This is a genomic window from Sphingomonas sp. 28-62-11 (assembly GCF_002278865.1).
Taxonomy (GTDB): domain Bacteria; phylum Pseudomonadota; class Alphaproteobacteria; order Sphingomonadales; family Sphingomonadaceae; genus Sphingomonas.
Genome location: NZ_NCGB01000028.1, coordinates 15,907 through 35,753 on the forward strand (window position 1 = coordinate 15,907; position 19,847 = coordinate 35,753).

The 19,847-nt window shown below is 62.3% G+C and carries 18 protein-coding genes and 1 pseudogene; 9 read left to right on the forward strand and 10 right to left on the reverse strand.

Annotated features, from left to right (window positions below; translation table 11 throughout):
* Window positions 1-2: 2 nt before the first annotated feature.
* Window positions 3-683, reverse strand: coding sequence for a hypothetical protein (locus B7Y49_RS10655; protein ID WP_374127569.1), 681 nt, complete (start codon window positions 681-683; stop codon window positions 3-5).
* Window positions 670-882: a helix-turn-helix transcriptional regulator gene (locus B7Y49_RS10660; RefSeq protein WP_374127621.1), complete on the reverse strand. Its 213-nt coding sequence runs from the start codon at window positions 880-882 to the stop codon at window positions 670-672. The genes B7Y49_RS10655 and B7Y49_RS10660 overlap by 14 nt, the downstream gene beginning before the upstream one ends.
* A gap of 198 nt (window positions 883-1,080) precedes the next feature.
* Between B7Y49_RS10660 and B7Y49_RS10665 the strand changes: the two genes are divergently transcribed.
* The 4 genes from B7Y49_RS10665 to B7Y49_RS10680 all read left to right on the forward strand — a co-directional run bounded on the left by B7Y49_RS10665 (window position 1,081) and on the right by B7Y49_RS10680 (window position 5,480).
* Entirely contained in the window at window positions 1,081-1,869 is a 789-nt protein-coding gene (locus B7Y49_RS10665) for a Coq4 family protein (protein WP_374127570.1), read from the forward strand.
* A gap of 50 nt (window positions 1,870-1,919) precedes the next feature.
* Entirely contained in the window at window positions 1,920-2,993 is a 1,074-nt protein-coding gene (gene recF / locus B7Y49_RS10670) for a DNA replication/repair protein RecF (RefSeq protein WP_374127571.1), read from the forward strand.
* A 131-nt stretch (window positions 2,994-3,124) separates the two neighbouring features.
* The gene (locus B7Y49_RS10675; RefSeq protein ID WP_374127572.1) at window positions 3,125-4,720 is read left to right on the forward strand and encodes an isocitrate lyase; all 1,596 of its coding nucleotides are present in this window, start codon (window positions 3,125-3,127) and stop codon (window positions 4,718-4,720) included.
* Between the two features lie 307 nt (window positions 4,721-5,027).
* Entirely contained in the window at window positions 5,028-5,480 is a 453-nt protein-coding gene (locus tag B7Y49_RS10680) for a hypothetical protein (RefSeq protein WP_374127573.1), read from the forward strand.
* Between the two features lie 53 nt (window positions 5,481-5,533).
* Here the strand turns inward: B7Y49_RS10680 and B7Y49_RS10685 are convergent, their stop codons facing one another.
* The 3 genes from B7Y49_RS10685 to B7Y49_RS10695 all read right to left on the reverse strand — a co-directional run bounded on the left by B7Y49_RS10685 (window position 5,534) and on the right by B7Y49_RS10695 (window position 7,861).
* Entirely contained in the window at window positions 5,534-5,989 is a 456-nt protein-coding gene (locus B7Y49_RS10685) for a MarR family winged helix-turn-helix transcriptional regulator (RefSeq protein ID WP_374127574.1), read from the reverse strand.
* The gene (locus tag B7Y49_RS10690) at window positions 5,986-7,032 is read right to left on the reverse strand and encodes a hypothetical protein (protein ID WP_374127575.1); all 1,047 of its coding nucleotides are present in this window, start codon (window positions 7,030-7,032) and stop codon (window positions 5,986-5,988) included. The genes B7Y49_RS10685 and B7Y49_RS10690 overlap by 4 nt, the downstream gene beginning before the upstream one ends.
* Window positions 7,033-7,231: 199 nt before the next feature.
* On the reverse strand, window positions 7,232-7,861 hold the full coding sequence (locus B7Y49_RS10695; protein ID WP_374127576.1) for a hypothetical protein: 630 nt from the start codon (window positions 7,859-7,861) through the stop codon (window positions 7,232-7,234).
* A 470-nt stretch (window positions 7,862-8,331) separates the two neighbouring features.
* On the opposite strand from B7Y49_RS10695, the gene gyrB reads away from it, so the two are divergent.
* On the forward strand, window positions 8,332-10,842 hold the full coding sequence (gene gyrB / locus B7Y49_RS10700) for a DNA gyrase subunit B (protein ID WP_374127577.1): 2,511 nt from the start codon (window positions 8,332-8,334) through the stop codon (window positions 10,840-10,842).
* Between the two features lie 131 nt (window positions 10,843-10,973).
* On the opposite strand, the gene B7Y49_RS10705 is transcribed toward gyrB, so the two are convergent.
* From B7Y49_RS10705 to B7Y49_RS10720, 4 genes and pseudogenes are all read right to left on the reverse strand, one after another.
* Window positions 10,974-11,729 carry an exonuclease domain-containing protein gene (locus tag B7Y49_RS10705; protein WP_374127578.1) on the reverse strand — a complete coding sequence of 252 codons (756 nt, stop codon included), beginning with the start codon at window positions 11,727-11,729 and terminating at the stop codon, window positions 10,974-10,976.
* Between the two features lie 81 nt (window positions 11,730-11,810).
* Window positions 11,811-13,197, reverse strand: a pseudogene (pgmG, locus tag B7Y49_RS10710) (phosphoglucomutase/phosphomannomutase PgmG).
* Between the two features lie 38 nt (window positions 13,198-13,235).
* Window positions 13,236-13,496 carry a J domain-containing protein gene (locus B7Y49_RS10715; RefSeq protein WP_374127579.1) on the reverse strand — a complete coding sequence of 87 codons (261 nt, stop codon included), beginning with the start codon at window positions 13,494-13,496 and terminating at the stop codon, window positions 13,236-13,238.
* Between the two features lie 13 nt (window positions 13,497-13,509).
* Entirely contained in the window at window positions 13,510-14,271 is a 762-nt protein-coding gene (locus B7Y49_RS10720; protein WP_374127580.1) for a division plane positioning ATPase MipZ, read from the reverse strand.
* A 144-nt stretch (window positions 14,272-14,415) separates the two neighbouring features.
* On the opposite strand from B7Y49_RS10720, the gene panC reads away from it, so the two are divergent.
* The 3 genes from panC (at window position 14,416) to B7Y49_RS10735 (ending at window position 16,278) form a co-directional block, all read left to right on the forward strand.
* The gene (gene panC / locus B7Y49_RS10725; RefSeq protein ID WP_374127581.1) at window positions 14,416-15,270 is read left to right on the forward strand and encodes a pantoate--beta-alanine ligase; all 855 of its coding nucleotides are present in this window, start codon (window positions 14,416-14,418) and stop codon (window positions 15,268-15,270) included.
* Window positions 15,271-15,494: 224 nt separating this feature from the next.
* Entirely contained in the window at window positions 15,495-15,791 is a 297-nt protein-coding gene (locus tag B7Y49_RS10730) for a hypothetical protein (protein ID WP_374127582.1), read from the forward strand.
* Window positions 15,792-15,870: 79 nt separating this feature from the next.
* Window positions 15,871-16,278: an MAPEG family protein gene (locus B7Y49_RS10735; RefSeq protein ID WP_374127583.1), complete on the forward strand. Its 408-nt coding sequence runs from the start codon at window positions 15,871-15,873 to the stop codon at window positions 16,276-16,278.
* Between the two features lie 145 nt (window positions 16,279-16,423).
* Here the strand turns inward: B7Y49_RS10735 and topA are convergent, their stop codons facing one another.
* Window positions 16,424-18,940, reverse strand: coding sequence for a type I DNA topoisomerase (gene topA / locus B7Y49_RS10740; protein WP_374127584.1), 2,517 nt, complete (start codon window positions 18,938-18,940; stop codon window positions 16,424-16,426).
* 186 nt (window positions 18,941-19,126) lie between these two features.
* Between topA and B7Y49_RS10745 the strand changes: the two genes are divergently transcribed.
* Window positions 19,127-19,831, forward strand: a complete 705-nt coding sequence (locus B7Y49_RS10745; RefSeq protein ID WP_374127585.1) for a CAP domain-containing protein — start codon at window positions 19,127-19,129, stop codon at window positions 19,829-19,831.
* The last annotated feature ends 16 nt before the right edge of the window (window positions 19,832-19,847 follow it).

Sequence of the window (19,847 nt, forward strand, 5' to 3'; positions counted from 1 at the left end):
GGTCAAACGTTGACCAGCCCGCGCCGGGTGGAAATGACCACCGATACGATCAGATAGGCGCCCATCAACACCGTCATCAGCGACCAGCTGTCGGTGTCACTCGCCAACTTCAGCTTGGTGATCGTCGCCCAGGCGAACAGGCCGAGCTGGAGCACCCAGAAACAGACAGCGCCAGTCTGTGCGATCACCGCGCGAGTCAGCTCGTCGCCTTCACGCCACAGCTTCCAGTTGATCCAGCTTTGCACCGCCAGCAGCACGAACAGCCCCACGGCAATCGCGCCTAATGTCTGCGTGCCGAACCCGTTCAGCATGGCGAGCGGCGGGGTCATGATCATGATGCCCGCCAGCGCGGCGACCAGCGCCTGCCACCGGCCGGATCGCAGCGCATCGGGATCGACGGACTCATCGTCCGGCTGCTTCTCGACCATGCGGTTCCAGCGCGCCGGGCTGGTTGTGGCGACATAGGCATAGGCCGCGCTGAACAGCAGCACGATGCCAATGATCACGCTGGCCACGTCGGCGACTGATAAATCGGGCAGGGTAGCCCCCGATTGCTTAAGGGCACGCCCGACAAAATAACCGACCACCCCGCCGATCGGCGCACTGATGCCGAACACGGTCAGCAAACGGCGCGAAAAGCTGCGGCGCGGCGATGGGGCGGATGGGGCATCAGGGGCGTTCATCGGGGATCCAATCATCGAGGAAGATGGCATCGACAGGCACTCCAAAAACCTTGGACATTCTCAGCGCGAGCGGCAGGCTCGGATCATATTTGTTCGTTTCGACCGCGTTGATCGTCTGGCGCGAGACGCCCAGCCAGCGGGCCAGATCGCCCTGACTGATGCCAGCCTCCGCCCGCAAAACGCGCAACCGGTTCTCCACGCTCAGCACCACAACTGCTGAGAGCAAACGACTCGAAGGGGGCGAGGAGCAATCATATGACAAGAGCTCTTGTCATTTTTGGCGAGATTGTCAAGAGTTCTTGTCTATTTGTCGCCTGCGCCACTGACAATGATTGATTCATCCTTCGTGATCATACATACTGACATCATTGTCAGTATCCCGCACAGGAGTCGCTTCATGGCCAAGCTTCCGCCCTTTCCCGGCACCACAGGGCGTCGTGACTGGAAAACCGCGTTCGATGCGATCCGCAAGCTATTGAACAATGGCGATGATACGACGCAGGTGTTCCGCATCATGCGCGCGCTCAATGTCGGCAATGCGCCGATGAACTATGCGCGTTTCATTGCGACCGCCGAGGGTGGCCGGATGGCCTATGAACGGGTCGAGCTTGCCGCGAAATTCTCGCAACCCAGCTATGTCGCGCAGTTCGCGCCGGGCACGGTGGGGGCGGCATACCGCGATTTTCTCGAGCGGACCGGCTATTCGGCCGACGGGCTGGTCGAGGTCAGCCGCGTGATCAGCGAAGATGATATGCCCCATCCCTATGCGTGGTTCGGCCGCCGCGTGCGCGACACGCACGACATCTGGCATGTGCTGAACGGTTATAAAGCCGATGAATCGCTGGGCGAAGCCGCACTGGTTGCGTTTTCCTATGCGCAGGTCGGCGGGCTCGGCTGGGCGTTTATCGGCGGCGCGGCAGCGCTGAAGAGCATTGGCGTGACCGGCAATCTGCTGTTCGCGAAAGCGGTGTGGGAAGGCTATGTGCGCGGCCGCAAAGCCAAGTGGCTGGCGGGCGAGGATTATGAAAAGCTGCTCCACGAGCCGATCGAGGCAGCGCGCCAGCGGCTGGGCCTGACCCCGCCGGTCGCCTATCTGAAGGCGCAGCGGGAGCTTGGCGCAGCAATGGCGTCCTATCTCAGCGCGCCCAAGGAAGATGATGTGCCCGAGGTGAAGCTCGCCGCCTGATCCCGACGGAAAACGCGCGACAAACCAGCAAACGCGCTAAGGCGGGGGCGATGTTGTCGCGCCTCGTGCTTACCGATTTTCGCAATCATGCCGCGGCCACGCTTGAACCGGGGCCGGGCTTCGTCGTGCTGAGCGGGGACAACGGCGCGGGCAAGACCAATATCCTTGAAGCGGTATCGCTGCTCGCGCCCGGGCGGGGACTGCGCCGCGCGCCGTTGGCTGAAATGGCGCGGCAAGGTGGTAGTGGTGGATTCGGGGTGGCGGCGGCGATTTGCGGTGATGTGGACATTGCCACTGGAGCCCAACCTGCCGCACCCGAACGACGGATTGTCCGCGTTCAGGGCGCGCCCGTCGCCGCGACCGCGCTGGCCGAATGGCTGACGGTGTTGTGGCTCACCCCGGCGATGGACCGGCTGTTCGTTGAACCGGCAAGCGAACGGCGGCGTTTCCTCGATCGGCTGACACTGGCCTTATCCCCGAGCCACGCCGTCCACAGCAATCGCTACGAGGCGGCGATGCGGGCGCGCAATCGCTTGCTGGGGGAAGAAGGGGCGCCCGACACCGATTGGCTGCGCGCACTTGAAGCGCAGATGGCCGAACATGGCGCCGCGATCGACGAGGCGCGCCGCGATGCCGTTGCACAACTGGGGGCGGCCTTGGCGGCACAGGCAGCGGGGCCGTTCGCGCGGGCCGGGTTGGCGCTGGAGGGCTGGACCGGGGCGGGCGACATGCTTGTGCGTGATCTGGCGCAAGGGCGTGCCCGCGATGCAGCGGCGGGGCGCACCTTGGCCGGGCCGCACCGTACCGATCTGGCGGTGGTCCATCTAGACAAGGGGCAGGCGGCGGCTCTGTGTTCTACCGGCGAGCAGAAGGCGTTGCTGTTATCGATCATCCTTGCCCATGCCGATCTGGTCGCAGCGCGTGGTGGGCAGGCGCCGGTGCTGCTGCTGGATGAAGTCGCGGCGCATCTCGATCCGCACCGGCGCGCAGCGCTGTTCGATCGATTGGCGGGCAAGGGGCAGGTGTGGATGACGGGCACCGAACCGGCGCTGTTCGAAGCAGTGCCGGGCGGGGCAACACGCTACACCGTGGCAGAGGGCGTCGTCGTCGGATCGACTCTGTAAAATATTTACATTATTGCAAATCGAGCCGGATGAAGTTGCACAGTGCGACCGCAAAAACACACGTTTAAGGGCTTTCTCTCGTGTAAACTTGTCTAAGGCGTCCCTGTATTCATGGCCAAAGGCTTCCCCGGATGAGTTATCAGGATCATATCGCGCAGGTTGGCACGCTTATCAAAAGCCAGCGCGGCACCTGGGACGGGATCAGCGCCGAATCGGTCGCGCGGATGCGTCTGCAGAACCGGTTCCAGTCGGGGCTCGACATTGCGCGCTTCACCGCGGCAATCATGCGCAAGGACATGGCAGCGTACGACGCTGACCCGGCGAACTATACGCAGTCGCTCGGCTGCTGGCACGGTTTCATCGGCCAGCAGAAGATGATCAGCATCAAGAAGCATTTCGGATCGACCGAGCGCCGTTATTTGTATCTGTCGGGCTGGATGGTCGCTGCACTGCGCAGCGAATTCGGCCCGCTTCCCGATCAGTCGATGCATGAGAAGACGAGCGTGCCTGCGCTGATCGAAGAGCTTTACACCTTCCTGCGCCAGGCCGATGCGCGTGAGCTCGGCATGATGTTCCGTGATCTCGATGCCGCGCGTGATGCCGGTGATCAGATCAAGGAAAAGCAGCTGATGACCGCGATCGACGGGTATCAGACGCATGTCGTGCCGATCATTGCCGATATCGACGCAGGCTTTGGTAATGCCGAAGCCACCTATCTGCTCGCCAAGAAGATGATCGAGGCGGGTGCCTGCGCACTCCAGATCGAAAACCAGGTGTCCGATGAAAAGCAGTGCGGCCACCAGGACGGCAAGGTCACCGTACCACACGAGGACTTCCTCGCGAAGGTCCGCGCTTGCCGCTACGCGTTTCTGGAGCTCGGCGTCGAGGACGGCATTATCGTCACCCGCACTGACTCACTGGGCGCTGGCCTCACCAAGCAAATCGCGGTTTCCAAGGAGCCGGGCGATCTGGGTGACCAGTATAACAGCTTCCTCGATTGCGAAGAGATCGATCCCGCGACCGCGCGCAACGGCGATGTCATCCTGAACCGTGACGGCAAGCTGCTGCGGCCGAAGCGCCTGCCGTCGAACCTGTTCCAGTTTCGCGAAGGTACGGGCGCTGATCGCTGCGTGCTCGATTGCATCACCTCGCTCCAGCACGGTGCCGACCTGCTGTGGATCGAGACCGAGAAGCCGCATATCGAGCAGATCGCGTCGATGGTTGATCGCATTCGCGAGGTGATCCCGAACGCCAAACTGGTTTACAATAACTCGCCCAGCTTCAACTGGACACTCAATTTCCGCCAACAGGTGTTCGATGCGTGGAGCGCTGAGGGCAAGGATGTGTCGGCCTATGATCGTGCACGGCTGATGTCGGTCGATTATGACGGCACCGATCTGGGTAACGAGGCCGATGAGCGCATCCGCACCTTCCAGCGCGATGCTGCAGCGCGCGCGGGGATTTTCCATCACCTCATCACGCTGCCGACGTACCACACCGCGGCGCTCAGCACCGATAACCTCGCCAAGGAGTATTTCGGCGACCAGGGCATGCTCGGTTATGTGAAGGGCGTGCAGCGCAAGGAAATCCGCGAAGGGATCGCCTGTGTGAAGCACCAGAACATGTCGGGCAGCGACATCGGTGACGATCACAAGGAATATTTCGCGGGCGAAGCGGCCTTGAAGGCCGGCGGCGCACACAACACGATGAACCAGTTCGCTGCCTGAACGGCAGCGGGGAACCAGTCTACTGCCGAAGCAGTAACGAGTTTGCCGCCCCAAGCGCGGCAATTTCACCGGATTGCGGGATAACGCGACCGGATACGACTTTCCTGGGGAGGAAAGCCTGGCCCGTCGTCGCGGTAACGCGGCGGCGGGCCTTCGCGTTGGCGACAGTTCAGTTGAGACGAGATCAATACGCTTCATCTTGTTGGCAAGTCGCCGCCAGTGCAGATCAATTCCACACTCGACACCGATCTCCAAAAGTGTCAATTTTGAAACCTTACTCATGCTTCCTTGTCAGAAAGGATTTGTCATGCGTTTTGTTGCGGTTATCTTCGCTTTGCTTTCGATACCTGTGCTTTCCATCCCGGCAAGCGCCTTCGACAATTGGACGTTCATTACCCGCGATCAGCGCGGCGTGGTGGTGGAAATGGCACGCCGGTCGGGGGCAAATGTGAATGGCGTCGCTGCAGCAGTGTTCCGATTCCGTCCCACCCAGACCGAGGCCGAGCCACGCACTTATGCGATCGCGGCCATGTGCCGGTCCGGCGCGATATTAGTTGCTCCTGCCGAGGAGGCTTCGACGGGCGTCTCCGCCTGGATTAAGCGGCAGCTCCAGAAGGCTGCATTCCGCAAGCCGACGAATAGTTCGGTCGGTGGAGAAATTTCGGCCACACTGTGCGCTAATTACGGCCCCGCGCCTTATGAGCCGCCGGAGATCACCCAGACGATGCCGCTGCCCTCCCCTTTCGAAACAGGGCAGTAGCAGAACCAGCTTTTGCGGCGGTCACCTCATCGGGCCTCGAGCACCTGGAATGATCAATCCCTTGCCGTATCGAGCGCGATCCGGACCCGGCGCAGCACCGGCAGCATCGCGGCGAGCTCATCGGGATCGATCACCGCGTCGAGCATCGGCGCCAGCGGGGCCATTGCCGCGATCGCCGCTTCGCGGGCGGCGCGGCCCTTGTCGGTGATCGATACGAGCTTGGCGCGGCCATCTGCCGGATCGTCGCGGATCACCACCAGCCCGTCGCGCGCCATGCGCGCCAGTGTGCTCGTCATCGTCGGGCGAGTCACCTGAAAGGCACTTGCGAGCTGGGCCGGAGATCGTTCCTTATGCCCGAGCCGGACGAAATGGTTGAGCACGGTGAACTGCGCCCGCGTCAGCCCCTGCGGCATGGCCCGTTCGAATATCGTGCCGGCGAGTTGATCGATAATGCCGATTTCGTTGAAGAATTCGAAGGCGGCAGGGTCAGTCGGCGGCACAACGGTCATACCAGATGTTTTTCTAACGGCCATCGCGGCGCTGGCAAGGAGGGTGGCGCTGTGCCGATCCGCGCGAGCATCTGCACCCGTTCGGTGCCTTGCGCGCCCAGCAACCGGTGGACGAGGTCAAAATCAGCCGCCATTTCGGGATATTCCTGCAGCGCCTGGCTCAGCGGGTGCATCGCAAGCCCCAAGGTCGTCGCGCGTAATTGGGCCCGCACATAGCGCCGCCCTGCCTCGAGCTGTTTGGCCCGGCTGTTACCGGGTGTGGTGATCCAGATGATGGCGGGGATCGATCCACAGCTTTTCTGGACGACATCAAGGCCCATTTTGAAGGCGCTGGACGATGGATCGGCCATGGTCTCGTGATCGATCATCCCGACCGCACTCAACGCCTCCACCCCCGGGCCGCCAATCGGGAGGCCATCGGGGTTTGCGTCCATCTCGGCGGTCCCGATCCGCATCAGCCGCACCGTCTCACCATGAGTGCGCGGCGTGACTGTCTCGATTGTCATCGCCCGGACGGCCAAAGGGGTGATCTGGGCAAGAAGTGCAGGATCGGTGTTGGTCAAGCCCGTGTCGCGCGCAACGGCGTTCAGCTGGGCCGGGCTCGGTGGCGCGGAATCATAAAGCGCGCGGTTGGTGTGGCGATGGGTGATGGCCGAGAACAGCGGATCGCGGGCGATGCCGGCATCCCGGCGGAAGACCAGTTCTGCAATCGGGCGGGCATCGAGCCGCGGTAGGGGTTCCCCGGCTGGGAAGGCGGTCACGTCGATCGCATAGCCGCGCTCCGCCGCCGCGATCCGAGCGACTTCGATGAACGTGCCGAACCCAATCGTGATCTGCCGATCGAACGGATCGGTCTCCGGCAAGCGCTTGTCGAGATCGCAGCGCAGCAGCACCCGGTCGGTGCCGACCAGTTCGATCAGCCAGGGCTGGCGGTTATGCGGGTTCGGCGCGAGGATCGCATAGCGCAGTGCATCGAGCCGGGGGTCGGTGGGGCGGCGCGGATCGATCGTCCACGGCGCGATCGCGGTAGTCGGCGTGCGCATGACCCGCCAGGCTGCCCCGCCGCCGACAAGGGCCACCGAGGCCGTGCCCGCACCAATGATAATCGACCTGCGCGACCACGCCATGATTCATCCCTTAGATAGACATCTAACCATATGATTAGATATCTATCTATGTCAAGCCGGCATGTTGCCAATGATTCGATTAAGGTATCGGCGTCAGTAAAATGTTCTGACACTCTTATGGAGCGGTCGGGCGCTCGAACGTTACCGTTTTCAAATGCTGCTCGAGTTTTGATCCTGGGCAGTCGGTATTCTTAACGTCTCGGTGAAAAAAGATCTGACGTCCTGCCGGACGCATCGTTCCCAGCTTCGATAATGGCTCGAACATGCCATATTGTGGATGGCTGGCGCTGAACTTCAGCCAGCCAAGAAATTTTGAGATGAGCGGCATCCGCGATGAAATTTCGGTCGGATCGATGATCCGGTTTTGAAAATCGCCAGCGAAAGAGACCGCGATCGCTTTGGTATTGTGCCCCACAGTGTGCGCACCCGACCGGTCCTCGCCGCGACCCTCGCAGATCGTCACGCCACCGTTCCCTGCGGTGAGAAAAGCGATAAAATTATATGGGACATCAAGTCCGAGATCGGGCCGTACCGTTTGCAATCGCCGCATCATCGCAAATATCTCGGCGTCGCCCTCCCACAAATTCGGTGTACTATCGTTATCGACCATGACCGTATGGTGCGCAAATACATGGGTCCGGTTAGCGCGTGAGACAACAGTACCCAGACGCGGCAATCCACTGTCAGCACCCCATGCCTTGCGCGCTACGAAGCGAAGACTAGGTACGATTTCAAAATCGGCCATCAGGGCGATTCCTTTTGATTTCAAATTGCAAGTGAAAACTTATACGAACTTCCAATCATGTCAATTCCAATACTACAAGTCTTAGATCGCGCCATAAGGATTGGGGTGCGACAGCGAAAGCTGTCGCACCTGCCGATAAGACGTAATAGACGGCACAACCGATATTGCGGTACGTAAAGCGATATCAGAGATTTCTCTATAATGACTATGGTTTAATCAAAAGGCCATTTACTCAGACCAGCGCTCTTCCGACTACCAGGATGGCCGTCACTCTCGATGAGGTGCCAAGGGCGTTTTGGTAATAGTACCACTCGTTGTTGGGGCAATCGCTACGCCGGCACCACGAATTGTAGCGCATGCTCCAACATATGGGGAGCGCGATCCTGGCGGGTACCGCAGGCAAGCGAGCGCTGAGCGTCGTCCGCGCCATTTTGCTTCCCTATGGGGACCTGAATCCCTATATGCTCGCTATGGCAACAGACCCAGATACCCCCCCCAACGTCCCCAACGCAAATGATTACGGCGCCGATTCGATCAAGGTGCTCAAAGGGCTCGATGCGGTCCGCAAGCGACCCGGTATGTATATCGGCGATACAGATGACGGCTCGGGCCTGCACCACATGGTGTTCGAGGTATCCGACAACGCCATCGACGAGGCGCTGGCCGGACATTGCGACCGGATTGACATCACGCTGAACCCTGACGGTTCGGTATCCGTGCAGGATAATGGCCGCGGCATCCCGACCGGCATCCACACCGAGGAAGGCGTTTCCGCCGCTGAAGTGATCATGACCCAGCTTCACGCGGGCGGGAAATTCGAAAACACCTCGGACGACAACGCATACAAGGTGTCGGGCGGTCTCCACGGCGTTGGCGTGTCGGTGGTCAATGCGCTCAGCGAATGGCTCGATCTTACGATCTGGCGCGACGAGACCGAGCATTATATGCGCTTCGCCTTCGGTGATGCGGTGGCGCCCTTGAAGGTCGTCGGCCCTGCGCCGGGCCGCAAGGGTACCAAGGTGACGTTCTTCCCGTCGCCCGCCACTTTCAAAATCACTGAATTCGATTTCGACAAGCTCGAGCACCGCTACCGCGAGCTCGCCTTTCTTAATTCGGGCGTCCGCCTGTTCCTGAGCGATGCGCGCCATGAGGACGTGAAGACCGTCGAGCTTTATTACGAGGGCGGGATCGCCGCGTTCGTGAAATATCTCGATCGCAACAAAATCCCGCTGATGCCCGAGCCGGTGGCGATCAATGGCACCCGCGACGACGTGACGATCGACGTCGCGCTCGAGTGGAATGACAGCTATTACGAAAACGTCCTGTGCTTCACCAACAACATCCCGCAGCGCGATGGTGGCACGCATCTGGCCGCGTTCCGCGCGGCGATGACGCGCACGCTCAACAATTACGCCGAGAAATCGGGGCTCCTGAAAAAGGAGAAGGTGACGCTGACCGGTGACGACATGCGTGAGGGGCTGACCGCGATCGTCTCGGTGAAACTGCCCGATCCGAAGTTCAGTTCGCAGACCAAGGACAAGCTGGTCAGTTCCGAAGTCCGCCAGCCGCTCGAAAGCCTGATGGCCGACAAGCTGGCCGAGTGGCTCGAGGAAAATCCGGCGCATGGCCGCGCGATTGTCGGCAAGATCATCGATGCCGCCGCCGCGCGCGAAGCCGCGAAAAAGGCCCGCGAACTGACCCGGCGCAAGGGCGTGATGGACATCGCTTCGCTGCCCGGCAAGCTTGCCGACTGTCAGGAGCGTGATCCCGCCAAGTCCGAACTATTCCTGGTCGAGGGTGACTCGGCAGGCGGATCGGCAAAGCAAGGTCGCGACCGGCATTTTCAGGCGATCCTGCCGCTGCGCGGCAAGATCCTGAACGTCGAACGCGCGCGGTTTGACCGGATGCTGTCATCGAAGGAGATCGGCACGCTCATCCAAGCGATGGGCACCGGCATCGGTCGCGATGACTTCAACGTTGAAAAGCTGCGCTACCACAAAATCGTGATCATGACCGACGCTGACGTCGACGGCGCGCATATCCGGACCCTGCTGCTGACGTTCTTCTACCGGCAAATGCCCGAGATCATCACCAACGGGCACCTCTTCATCGCCCAGCCGCCGCTGTACAAGGCAACGCGCGGGCGCAGCGAAGTCTATTTGAAGGACGATAGCGCGCTTGACGAATATCTGGTCGAGAATGGCGTGGCGCTGTCCGTGCTTGAGGGCGCTGGCGGGGCGCGGACCGGGTCCGATCTGCGCAGCCTGGTCGATCACGCCCGGCGGATGCGCACGCTGATGCGCTATGTGCCGCGTCGCTATGATCCGATGCTGGTCGAAGCGCTGGCGATGGGTGGTGTGCTCAATCCGGCGCTTGACGCAAGCGCGCGGGCCGCGCTGCTGGCAACCGCCGTGACCGGACTCGACGCCGCCGATGCCGATGCGCGCTGGTCGGCAACGCTGACCGAGGAAGGCAGCATCCACTTCAAGCGCGTCTGGCGCGGTGTGACCGATCACCACATCATCGAGGCAGCGTTCATCGGCTCAGCGGAGGCGCGTAAACTCCACGCGCTGGCTGAGGAACAGGGCGATGCCTTCGCGCAAACCGCCAAGCTCGTGTCGACCAAGGCCGCTGCCGCTGCGCAGGCAGAGGCCGACGCGGTCGATGAGGATGACGACGCGCCGGTAACCCTCGGCAAGGGTGAAACGATGGTCGCACGCCCCAGCCAGCTTCTCGACGCAATCCTGGCGGCAGGTCGCAAGGGCCTCTCGATCCAGCGCTACAAGGGCCTTGGCGAGATGAACGCCGATCAGTTGTGGGAAACGACGCTTGATCCGCAAAACCGTTCGATGCTGCGCGTTGAGGTTGAACAGGCCGATGTCGCGGATGAGATCTTCACCCGGCTGATGGGCGATGTGGTCGAACCGCGCCGCGAGTTCATTCAGGAAAATGCGCTGTCGGTGGCCAACCTCGACGTCTGAGAAAAGGGTAAGTCTAATCGCCCCCATCCGTTCGGGCTGAGCGAAGTCGAAGCCCAAGCGCTGTGCGTGCCCTTCGACTTCGCTCAGGGCGAACGGAGGGTAAGGATGCTTTCGCAAGAGCTGCGGAACCCCTAAAGCAGCGCGCCCTGCAAACTCTGCCGCCCGATCTCGCCACCGCCCTTTCGGCGGGCCTGCTCCTGTTCGGCAGTATAGCGCACGTCCGGGTCGCGATCGGCGGCGAAGGTGGCCAGCACATCCTCCTCAAGTTCGCGCCAGTCTTTGCCGCGATCAGGGCCGTTGCGCACGCGCGGTAACAGACCGGGCAGGTTCGACCATTCGATCAGTTGCGCCACACTCGTCATGTTGAGCATATCGCGCAGATGAAACGCGGTCACATAGGCATCGGGAAAGGCGCGGTGGGCGGGCAGGCCGCGTTGATGATCGATCCCCTCAGGCCGCCGCCAATAGCGCAGCACCTGGTTGGAAAAGCTCGGGCTTTCGGGCCAAATCCGCAGCGCGCATTTCCAGGTGCAAATCCAGTCGGCACTGCGCGTCATCGCGGGCGAGCAGAATTTCATCTCGAAGTCGGCGCGGTGCGCGGCTAGCGCCAGTCGGCGCGGATAGGGGTCGAGAATAGGGCGCGCGCAATCATTCCAGCGCGGCGCATCGGCCACCTCCTCGTCGAGGATATGGTGGATCGCCTGCGTCACCGGGGGGATCGCGCGGCCCGGATGCACCAACATGCTGCCGCCCTCGCCCGAAATCTCCCACCGCCCATCGGGCCCTTGCGCAACATCCTGCCAGCCAATCTCGCAAACCCCGTGCAGCGGCGGTGCCTGACCGGTGGTTTCAAGATCGATGACGCGAATGATGCTGTGGGAAGCCATTTGCATTGATTGGCGGTTCTGGCGCCAAATTGCGAGTGGCTTTGCGGGCGAAGAGAAAGCGGGTTCGCGCGAACCCGCTTCTCAATGCGCCGCCTGCGGTCCCCGAACCAGGCCGCTAGCCGCAAGCTGCGCGTCGATCATCGCCATCAGCCGGTCGAGCCCCGCCTGGTCCTTCGCCTCGGCACGCGCCACAAGCACGTCCTGCGTGTTGGACGCGCGCAGAAGCCACCAGCCATCGGGCGTGCTCACGCGCGCGCCGTCGGTGCGGTTTACGTCCGCACCCTCGGCCTCCAGCCGGTCGAGCACTTCGTCGACCACGGCGAATTTGCGGCTCTCATCAACTTGGAATCGCATTTCGGGGGTGTTGACGAAGGCTGGCATCGCGCCCCTGATCTCGGTCATCGTCTTGCCGATCATGTGCACCGCACGGATCAGCCGAACGGCGGCATATTGTGCGTCGTCGAACCCGTAAAACTCATGTGCGAAAAAGATGTGCCCGCTCATCTCGCCTGCCAGCGGGGCGTGGGTTTCCTTCATCTTGGTCTTGATCAGGCTGTGCCCCGTTTTCCACATTAGCGGCTCGCCGCCCAGTTCGCGCACCCGATCGAACAGCATCTGGCTCGCCTTCACATCGGCGATGATCGTCGCGCCGGGTAGTTCCTTCAGCACCGGGACGGCAAGAATGGAGAGGATTTGATCGCCCCAGATCACCCGGCCCTCGCCGTCGATCGCGCCGATCCGGTCACCGTCACCGTCGAAAGCCAGGCCGAAATCGAGCTTCTTCTCCGCGACGAGCCGCTTGAGATCGGCCAGATTCTTCTCATCGGTAGGATCGGGATGATGGTTGGGAAAATCGCCATCGACATCGGTGAACAGCAGGTGATGCTCACCCGGGAGCAGCTTGGTGAGTTTCTCGATGACCGGACCCGAGGCGCCATTGCCCGCATCCCAGCCGATCCGGTAAGCGCCACCGGCATAGCCCGCCATCAGCCGCCCGACATAATCGTCGACGATATCGACCTGGGTAACGGTGCCCTGGCCCGTCTCCCAATCGCCCGCGGCCGCGAGCCGAGCCAGATCTTGAATGTCCGCCCCGAAAAAGGGCAAATGCTGCAGCACCATCTTGAAGCCATTATACTCGGCCGGATTATGGCTGCCGGTGATTTGGATNNATGCCGCCATCCACTTCCAGCGTCGCTTCGGCGTAATAGAGCATCGGCGTTGGCCCCATGCCAACACGCACCACATCGACCCCCGATGCCGTCAGCCCCTCGATCAGCGCGGCTTCGAGCGCGGGCGAGCTGTGCCGCCCGTCATAGCCCACCGCCACGCGCGTGCCGCCCACCCGGCGCACCCGAGTCGCAAAGCCGTGCCCAATGGCGCGGGCATCGGCCTCGCCGAGTGTTTTGCCGACGATGCCGCGAATGTCATACTCACGCAGCGAGGTGCGATCGAACTGATGGGTCATGCCAGAGGTCCTTTGGGGATAGGAAAAGCAATTGGTTTTTATTCAGCGGTGCGTTTCAGCAACACATCGCGCGCCATATTGATCCGTCGGGCGAGTTCCGCCGATCCGCCGCGATCGGGATGAACCGCGCTGACGAGCTTGCGGTGGGCGTTGCGGATTTCGTCAGGGCCTGCGCCCGCGCCGATGCCCAGAATCGCGCGCGCCTCGGCCTCGTCGAGGGTCGGTCGAGGTGTCATCAAGCGGCGCAACCACAAGACGATACCGACCGCGAGCGCGGCGATCAGAAGTAGTTTGATCATCAGGCGAATGCCATTAGGCGAACAGGGGCAAGACAGGCTCGGGCAGAGCCAGTGCTGACATCATCTCGCGCAGCTCCTGCCGCGCAGCGACATGCGCCAGCCCCATTTCGCCGAAATCGCGCGAATCGATCATCGTCAGGCCCTTGGGGAACAGCTCGCGGTAAATCACGCGCTCGCCAAGCCCGGGGATAATGCGGAAACCCACACGCTTTGCGAGCTGATCGAGCGCATCGGATACGCGACGCATGTTGCGCGCCTCGATATGCTGGAGCCGGTTGCGCAGCACGACCCAGTCGATCGTCGATCCGTCGGCCTTGGCGCGAGCCTTGCGGGCGTCCCAGATCAGCTCGGCGTAAAAGCTGGGGCGGGTAACCTTGTAGGTGATCGGATCGACCTGGCCGATCAGATCGAAATCGACGAAACTGTCGTTCATCGGCGTGACAAGGGTGTCGGCGCGCTGGGCGGCCATGCGCGCAAAGCGATCGTCGCGGCCGGGTGTGTCGATCACCAGAAAATCGACATCGGCGGTCAGTCCATCAAGCTGTTCGGTAAAGCGTGGCAGGCTTTCGCCGTCATGCGTCAGATGGCGCGGCATCGGCAGATCTCGGCCGATGCGCTTGATGGTATCGGCGCGATTATCGAAATAGCGGCCCATCGTGCGTTGACGATGATCGAGATCATAGGCGGCTACGCGTGCGCCCCGCGCGGCCAAAGCAATCGCGACATGCACCGCGGTCGTCGACTTGCCGGTCCCGCCCTTTTCGTTGGCGAACACGATAACATGCGCTTTGCCCGGTTCGCCAGACGACCCCCTGCTAGACAACCCGACTGCATCCTTTGTTAAAGCATTTGATGTGTTGATCGTTCGCACCGGCCCCCATAGAAGGCCCGCCCCGTCCATATCGAAGGCCACCCCTACGTGCAAACCATCCGTCAGCTAGTTTCCCTGCGTGAGACGATTGCAACGCTGCGCGGTGAAGGGGCACGGATCGCGCTGGTGCCGACGATGGGCGCGCTCCATGCCGGGCATATCGCGCTGATCGAGGCTGCCAAGCTGGTGGCAGACAAGGTGGTCGCGTCGATCTTCGTCAACCCCAAGCAATTTGCGCCCGGTGAAGATCTGGCCCGCTATCCCCGGCGCGAGCAGGCGGATGCACGGATGCTCGCCGATGCCGGGTGCGCGGTCCTGTGGCTACCCGGCGTTGAGGAAATGTATCCGGATGGATTCGCCACCAGCATCACCGTCAGCGGGGTAAGCGAGGGGCTCGATGGCGCCGCCCGGCCCGGCCATTTCGATGGCGTGGCGACGGTGGTGGCAAAGCTGTTCAACCAGGTCGGCGCTGATGTCGCACTGTTCGGGGAAAAGGATTTTCAGCAGCTTGCCGTCATCCGGCGGATGGTTGCCGATCTGAACCTGCCGATTGAGATTATCAGCGTGCTCACCCAGCGCGATGATGACGGGCTCGCGCTGTCCTCCCGCAATATCTACCTCGCGCCCGAAGATCGCGCGCGCGCGGTTGCCCTGCCGCGTGCGCTGGGCGTCGCCGCACGGGTCATCGGCCAGGGCGGCGATGCCGTGCAGGCGCTCGCCACCGCGCGCGAGGCTTTGCTGTCAGGTGGGTTCGATACGGTCGACTATGTCGAGCTAGTCGATGCCGAAACGCTCGCGCCGATGCCCGATCCGGCCCGCCCCCGCCGCCTGCTCGCCGCAGCTCGGATTGCCGGCACGCGCCTTATCGACAACATCGCGGTGGAGCCCATCGCGACCACCTGAGTGGTAAGTCGAACGGCGCGAATAAAGTGTTCAATCATCAACCTGTGCCGTTCGTGCTGAGCGAAGTCGAAGCACCGGGCGATACGCTTGGCCTTCGACTTCGCTCAGGCTGAACGGAAGTGTTTCAGGCTTAATGCGGACGATTTTGCTGCGTTAACCATTTATTGACCGTGTTTCCGCCACAACCCGAGATGCCAAATGGGGCATGACAAGGGGTGGCAATGATGGCCAACAGCTTGAAGAGTGCAACGTTCCTGATTGAAAGCCGGATCGCCGATGCAGCGCGCGGTGATTATAGTGGCTGCTATGATCTGGGGATTGTTTATTCGACCGGGGCCGCGGGGGTCGGCATCGATCTGGTCGAAGCGCATAAATGGTTCAATCTCGCGGCGGTTGCCGGTAGCGAAGCAGCACAGCAATGCCGCGCCGACATCGCCGAAGACATGACCGCGCGGGAAATTGCCGAAGCACAGCGCGCCGCTCGCGCGTTTCTCCAGCAGACGATCCGCCGCGCCGCCTGAGTTTCCCCGCCGACCGGGCCTGATTTACCCGGCGGTGAATAGCGCATAGGCTCCTCCCGACATTATCGGGGGTGGGGCCATGCATCTGATCATTACCGCGCTGACGGCGGCATCGCTTGCGATCCTGCTCGTCCTGCTCGCGCTCAACACGATCCGCCTGCGCATGAAATATAGCGCCGCCTTCGGCGATGGCGGGCATCAGGACCTGGTGTCCTCGATCCGCGCGCACGGCAATCTTTCCGAATATATGCCGATCGGCATCACCCTCATTGGCCTGCTCGAAGCGAGTGGAGTGGATTTCACGATCCTTGCCGGGCTGGCGGGAGGCTTTGTGCTGTGTCGCGTGCTCAACGCGATCGGCCTGTTCAATCCGCCTGGACCACCGGGGCCGGCGCGATCGATCGGTATCGTCGGTACTTTGCTGATCCTGCTCGGGCTTGCCGGGTGGCTGATCTGGACCGTGCTGGGGCCGTTTTTAGGCCAGTAGCGACAGGCACGTACACGCCACCGCCGTCATTCCCGCGAAGGCGGGAATCCAGCTTCTTCTCGACCGTTGCAAAAAAGCTGGACCCCCGCCTTCGCGGGGGTGACGGTTGGAAGCATGCGGTGGAGATTATGCTCCACCGATCGCTTCAGGCCTTCGCCGGCGCCTTCTTCGCCGCCGCTTTCTTCACGGGCTTCTTGCCCTTCTTCACCGGGGCCGCGGCCGCCCGCGCATCGATCAATTGCGCGGCCTCCTCCAGCGTCAGCGCGTCTTTCTCGATCGTCTTGGGGATCGTCGCGTTGGTGGTGCCGTCAGTCACGTAAGGGCCGTAGCGCCCCTCCATCAGCTTGATTTCCAGTTCCGTACGCGGATGCAGCCCGAGTACCTTCAGCGGTGCCTGGGCGCCGCGCTGCGGCCGTCCGCCGCCCGCTGCCGCCTCGGCAAGTTTTACCACGGCGGCGTTCATGCCGGTTTCGAACACCTCGGCGGTCGACGACAGCCGGCCATATTTACCGTTATGCGCCAGATAGGGGCCGTAGCGCCCGATTGACGCAGTGATCGGCTCGCCGGTTTCGGGATGGAGACCGATGGTGCGCGGCAGGCTGAGCAGTTTCAGCGCCCATTCGAGATCGAGTTCGCCCGGGAGATCTTTGGGGATCGACCCCCGCTTCGCTTCCTTGCCATCGCCGAGCTGCACATAGGGCCCGAACCGGCCCGATCGCCGCGATACCTCAAGCCCGGTCTCGGGATCGGTGCCGAGCACTTCGGGCCCGGTATCGTCACCCTCCCCGCCGCCGGGTTGCGCGAAACGGCGGGTATATTTGCATTCGGGATAGTTGGAGCAGGCCACGAACGCCCCGAACTTGCCGCCGCGCAGCGCGAGTCGCCCGACCTGGCAATTGGGGCACAGCCGCGGGTCGCTGCCGTCTTCCTTCACCGGAAACAGATAGGGCTCGAGGAAGGTATCGAGCTCGGCTGTTACTTCCGAAGGCTTGAAGTCCATCACTTCGGTGGTGCGCGGCTTGAAATCTTTCCAGAACGCCTCGAGCACCGCCTGCCACTGTGCGCGGCCGCCTGAGACCTCATCGAGCTCGTCCTCAAGCCCCGCCGTAAAGTCATAGCCGACATATTTCTGGAAAAACCGCTCCAGAAACGCCGTCACCAGCCGCCCGCTCTCCTCGGCAAAGAATCGGTTCTTCTCAACGCGGACATAAGCGCGGTCCTTCAGCGTCTTGATGATCGACGCATAGGTGGAAGGCCGGCCGATGCCGAGCTCCTCGAGCCGCTTGACCAGCGACGCTTCGGAAAAGCGCGGCGGCGGCTGGGTGAAATGCTGTTCCGCGTTGACCGCTTTCTTGGCCGGCGCATCGCCCTCACGCAGCCTTGGCAGGCGGCGGGCTTCCTCGTCGGCGGTATCATCGCTGCCTTCTTCGTAGAGCGCCAAGTAACCGGGGAAGAGCACAACCTGCCCCGTTGCGCGCAGCCCATGCTGGCCGCTGCCATCAACCAGCTCGATCGTGGTGCGTTCCATCCGGGCGGAGGCCATCTGGCTGGCGAGCGCGCGCTTCCAAATCAGCTCGTAAAGGCGGCTATGGTCGCCCGATCCGGCGCGGTCCTTGCTGAAATCGGTGGGGCGGATCGCTTCATGCGCTTCCTGCGCGTTCTTGGCTTTTGACTGATATTGGCGTGGCTTGTCGGGCACATAACTCGCGTCATAGCGGTTAGCGACCGCTGCCCGCGCGGCCGAAATCGCGCTGCCGTCCATCTGCACCCCATCGGTGCGCATATAGGTGATCGCGCCGTCCTCGTAGAGATTCTGTGCGATCCGCATCGTGTGATCCGCCGAGAAGCCGAGCTTGCGTGCCGCTTCCTGTTGGAGCGTCGAAGTAGTGAAGGGCGGCGGCGGGTTACGCGTGGCGGGCTTGGTCTCGACCGAGGCGACCGAGAATCGCCCGGCCTCGACATCGGCCTTGGCGGCCATCGCATCGCCTTCCTTGCCGATCGTCAACCGGTCGATCTTGTCGCCGCGCCACTTGGTCAGCCGCGTGGTGAAGGGCGTGCCGTCATGCTCCATCTCAGCGGTGACCGACCAATATTCCTGGGGCACGAACACGTCGATTTCGCGCTCGCGCTCGACGATCAGCCGCAGCGCGACTGATTGTACCCGCCCGGCCGATTTCGCGCCAGGCAGCTTGCGCCACAGCACGGGGGAGAGCGTAAAGCCCACCAGATAATCGAGCGCGCGCCGCGCCCGGTACGCGTCGATCAGATCGGTATCGAGCTCGCGCGGGTGCTGCATCGCCTCGGTCACCGTCGCCTTGGTGATGGCGTTGAAGGTGACGCGCTGGACGTCCTTGGGCAGCGCCTTTTTCGCGCGCAGCACTTCCTGGACATGCCAGCTGATCGCCTCGCCCTCGCGATCAGGGTCGGTCGCCAGGATCAGCCGGTCGGCGGTCTTCGCCAGATCGGTGATCGCCTTGAGCTGCTTGGCCTTGTCGGCGTAGTTTTCCCATTCCATCGCGAAATCATGGTCGGGATCCACCGATCCGTCCTTCGCCGGCAAATCGCGGACATGGCCATAGCTGGCGAGCACGCGGTAATCCGAGCCCAGATATTTCTCGATGGTTTTCGCCTTGGCGGGCGATTCGACGATCACAAGCTGCATGGGGGTTCGGGCTTCCTTACGTGTACGCGCGAGGGTGGCGGGGGAGAACGCCCGGCGTCAAGCCGTTGCCGATATACGGCCTGCCACCCGCCTGACAATCGCCAGCGGGTTGAATGGGGCGCGGCGTTAGGAGATTATTGACGGATCGGGGCCAGGCTTTCGGTTCGGGTACGTTGGCGTAGGGGGATGGCGATGGTGATCGGCTGGATGGCGTTCGCGATGCTCGCCTTGGCGCCCGCCGACTTTTACATCGATCCCCGGCTGGAGGCCGATGTGCTCGCCGAACTCAACCGCGCGCGCGCCGATCCGCAGGGTTATGCTGATGATCTGCGCGAATATCGCAATGGCTTTGACGGGCTAGTCGCCTATTCACGCGAAACCCCCGACGGCATCATGACCAAAGAGGGCGCAGCAGCGGTAGAGGAGGCGATTGCCTTTCTCGATCGCCAATCGCCGCTGCCGCCGCTCGGTGAAACCGGGCTGCTCAGCAAGGGGGCGGGCGATCTCGTCGCCGATCAAGGCGAAAGCGGGCGGGTGGGGCATATCAGTTCAGACGGGCTCAACCCCAGCGCGCGAATGACGCGTCACGGCGGCGGTGCCTATGTCGCCGAAGTCATCACCTATGGCCCGCCCGATCCGCGCAGCGTGGTGAGGCAGCTGATCGTCGATGATGGCGTCGCCCGGCGTGGCCACCGGTTGCTGGTGTTTTCAGGCCTATACCGCTTTGCCGGGGTCGCCTGCGGCCCACATGCGACCTATGGCGCAATGTGTGTTGTCGATATGTCGGCATCGGCGGATGGCCGCCCGGTGGTACCGCGCGACTCATCGGCAGCGCTGGCTACCTTGATTGAGGACGATAGCGATCGCGAGGGCCAGCTTCAGTCCCCGTAATCGAGGTCGGACCGAA

What these genes read in the sequence shown, in the direction of transcription:
- B7Y49_RS10655 (WP_374127569.1), bottom strand. Translation starts at nt 683, where the DNA reads ATGAACGCCCCTGATGCCCCATCCGCCCCATCGCCGCGCCGCAGCTTT.
- B7Y49_RS10665 (WP_374127570.1), top strand. Translation starts at nt 1,081, where the DNA reads ATGGCCAAGCTTCCGCCCTTTCCCGGCACCACAGGGCGTCGTGACTGG.
- recF (WP_374127571.1), top strand. Translation starts at nt 1,920, where the DNA reads ATGTTGTCGCGCCTCGTGCTTACCGATTTTCGCAATCATGCCGCGGCC.
- B7Y49_RS10675 (WP_374127572.1), top strand. Translation starts at nt 3,125, where the DNA reads ATGAGTTATCAGGATCATATCGCGCAGGTTGGCACGCTTATCAAAAGC.
- B7Y49_RS10680 (WP_374127573.1), top strand. Translation starts at nt 5,028, where the DNA reads ATGCGTTTTGTTGCGGTTATCTTCGCTTTGCTTTCGATACCTGTGCTT.
- B7Y49_RS10685 (WP_374127574.1), bottom strand. Translation starts at nt 5,989, where the DNA reads ATGACCGTTGTGCCGCCGACTGACCCTGCCGCCTTCGAATTCTTCAAC.
- B7Y49_RS10690 (WP_374127575.1), bottom strand. Translation starts at nt 7,032, where the DNA reads ATGCGCACGCCGACTACCGCGATCGCGCCGTGGACGATCGATCCGCGC.
- B7Y49_RS10695 (WP_374127576.1), bottom strand. Translation starts at nt 7,861, where the DNA reads ATGGCCGATTTTGAAATCGTACCTAGTCTTCGCTTCGTAGCGCGCAAG.
- gyrB (WP_374127577.1), top strand. Translation starts at nt 8,332, where the DNA reads ATGGCAACAGACCCAGATACCCCCCCCAACGTCCCCAACGCAAATGAT.
- B7Y49_RS10705 (WP_374127578.1), bottom strand. Translation starts at nt 11,729, where the DNA reads ATGGCTTCCCACAGCATCATTCGCGTCATCGATCTTGAAACCACCGGT.
- B7Y49_RS10715 (WP_374127579.1), bottom strand. Translation starts at nt 13,496, where the DNA reads ATGATCAAACTACTTCTGATCGCCGCGCTCGCGGTCGGTATCGTCTTG.
- B7Y49_RS10730 (WP_374127582.1), top strand. Translation starts at nt 15,495, where the DNA reads ATGGCCAACAGCTTGAAGAGTGCAACGTTCCTGATTGAAAGCCGGATC.
- B7Y49_RS10735 (WP_374127583.1), top strand. Translation starts at nt 15,871, where the DNA reads ATGCATCTGATCATTACCGCGCTGACGGCGGCATCGCTTGCGATCCTG.
- topA (WP_374127584.1), bottom strand. Translation starts at nt 18,940, where the DNA reads ATGCAGCTTGTGATCGTCGAATCGCCCGCCAAGGCGAAAACCATCGAG.
- B7Y49_RS10745 (WP_374127585.1), top strand. Translation starts at nt 19,127, where the DNA reads ATGGCGATGGTGATCGGCTGGATGGCGTTCGCGATGCTCGCCTTGGCG.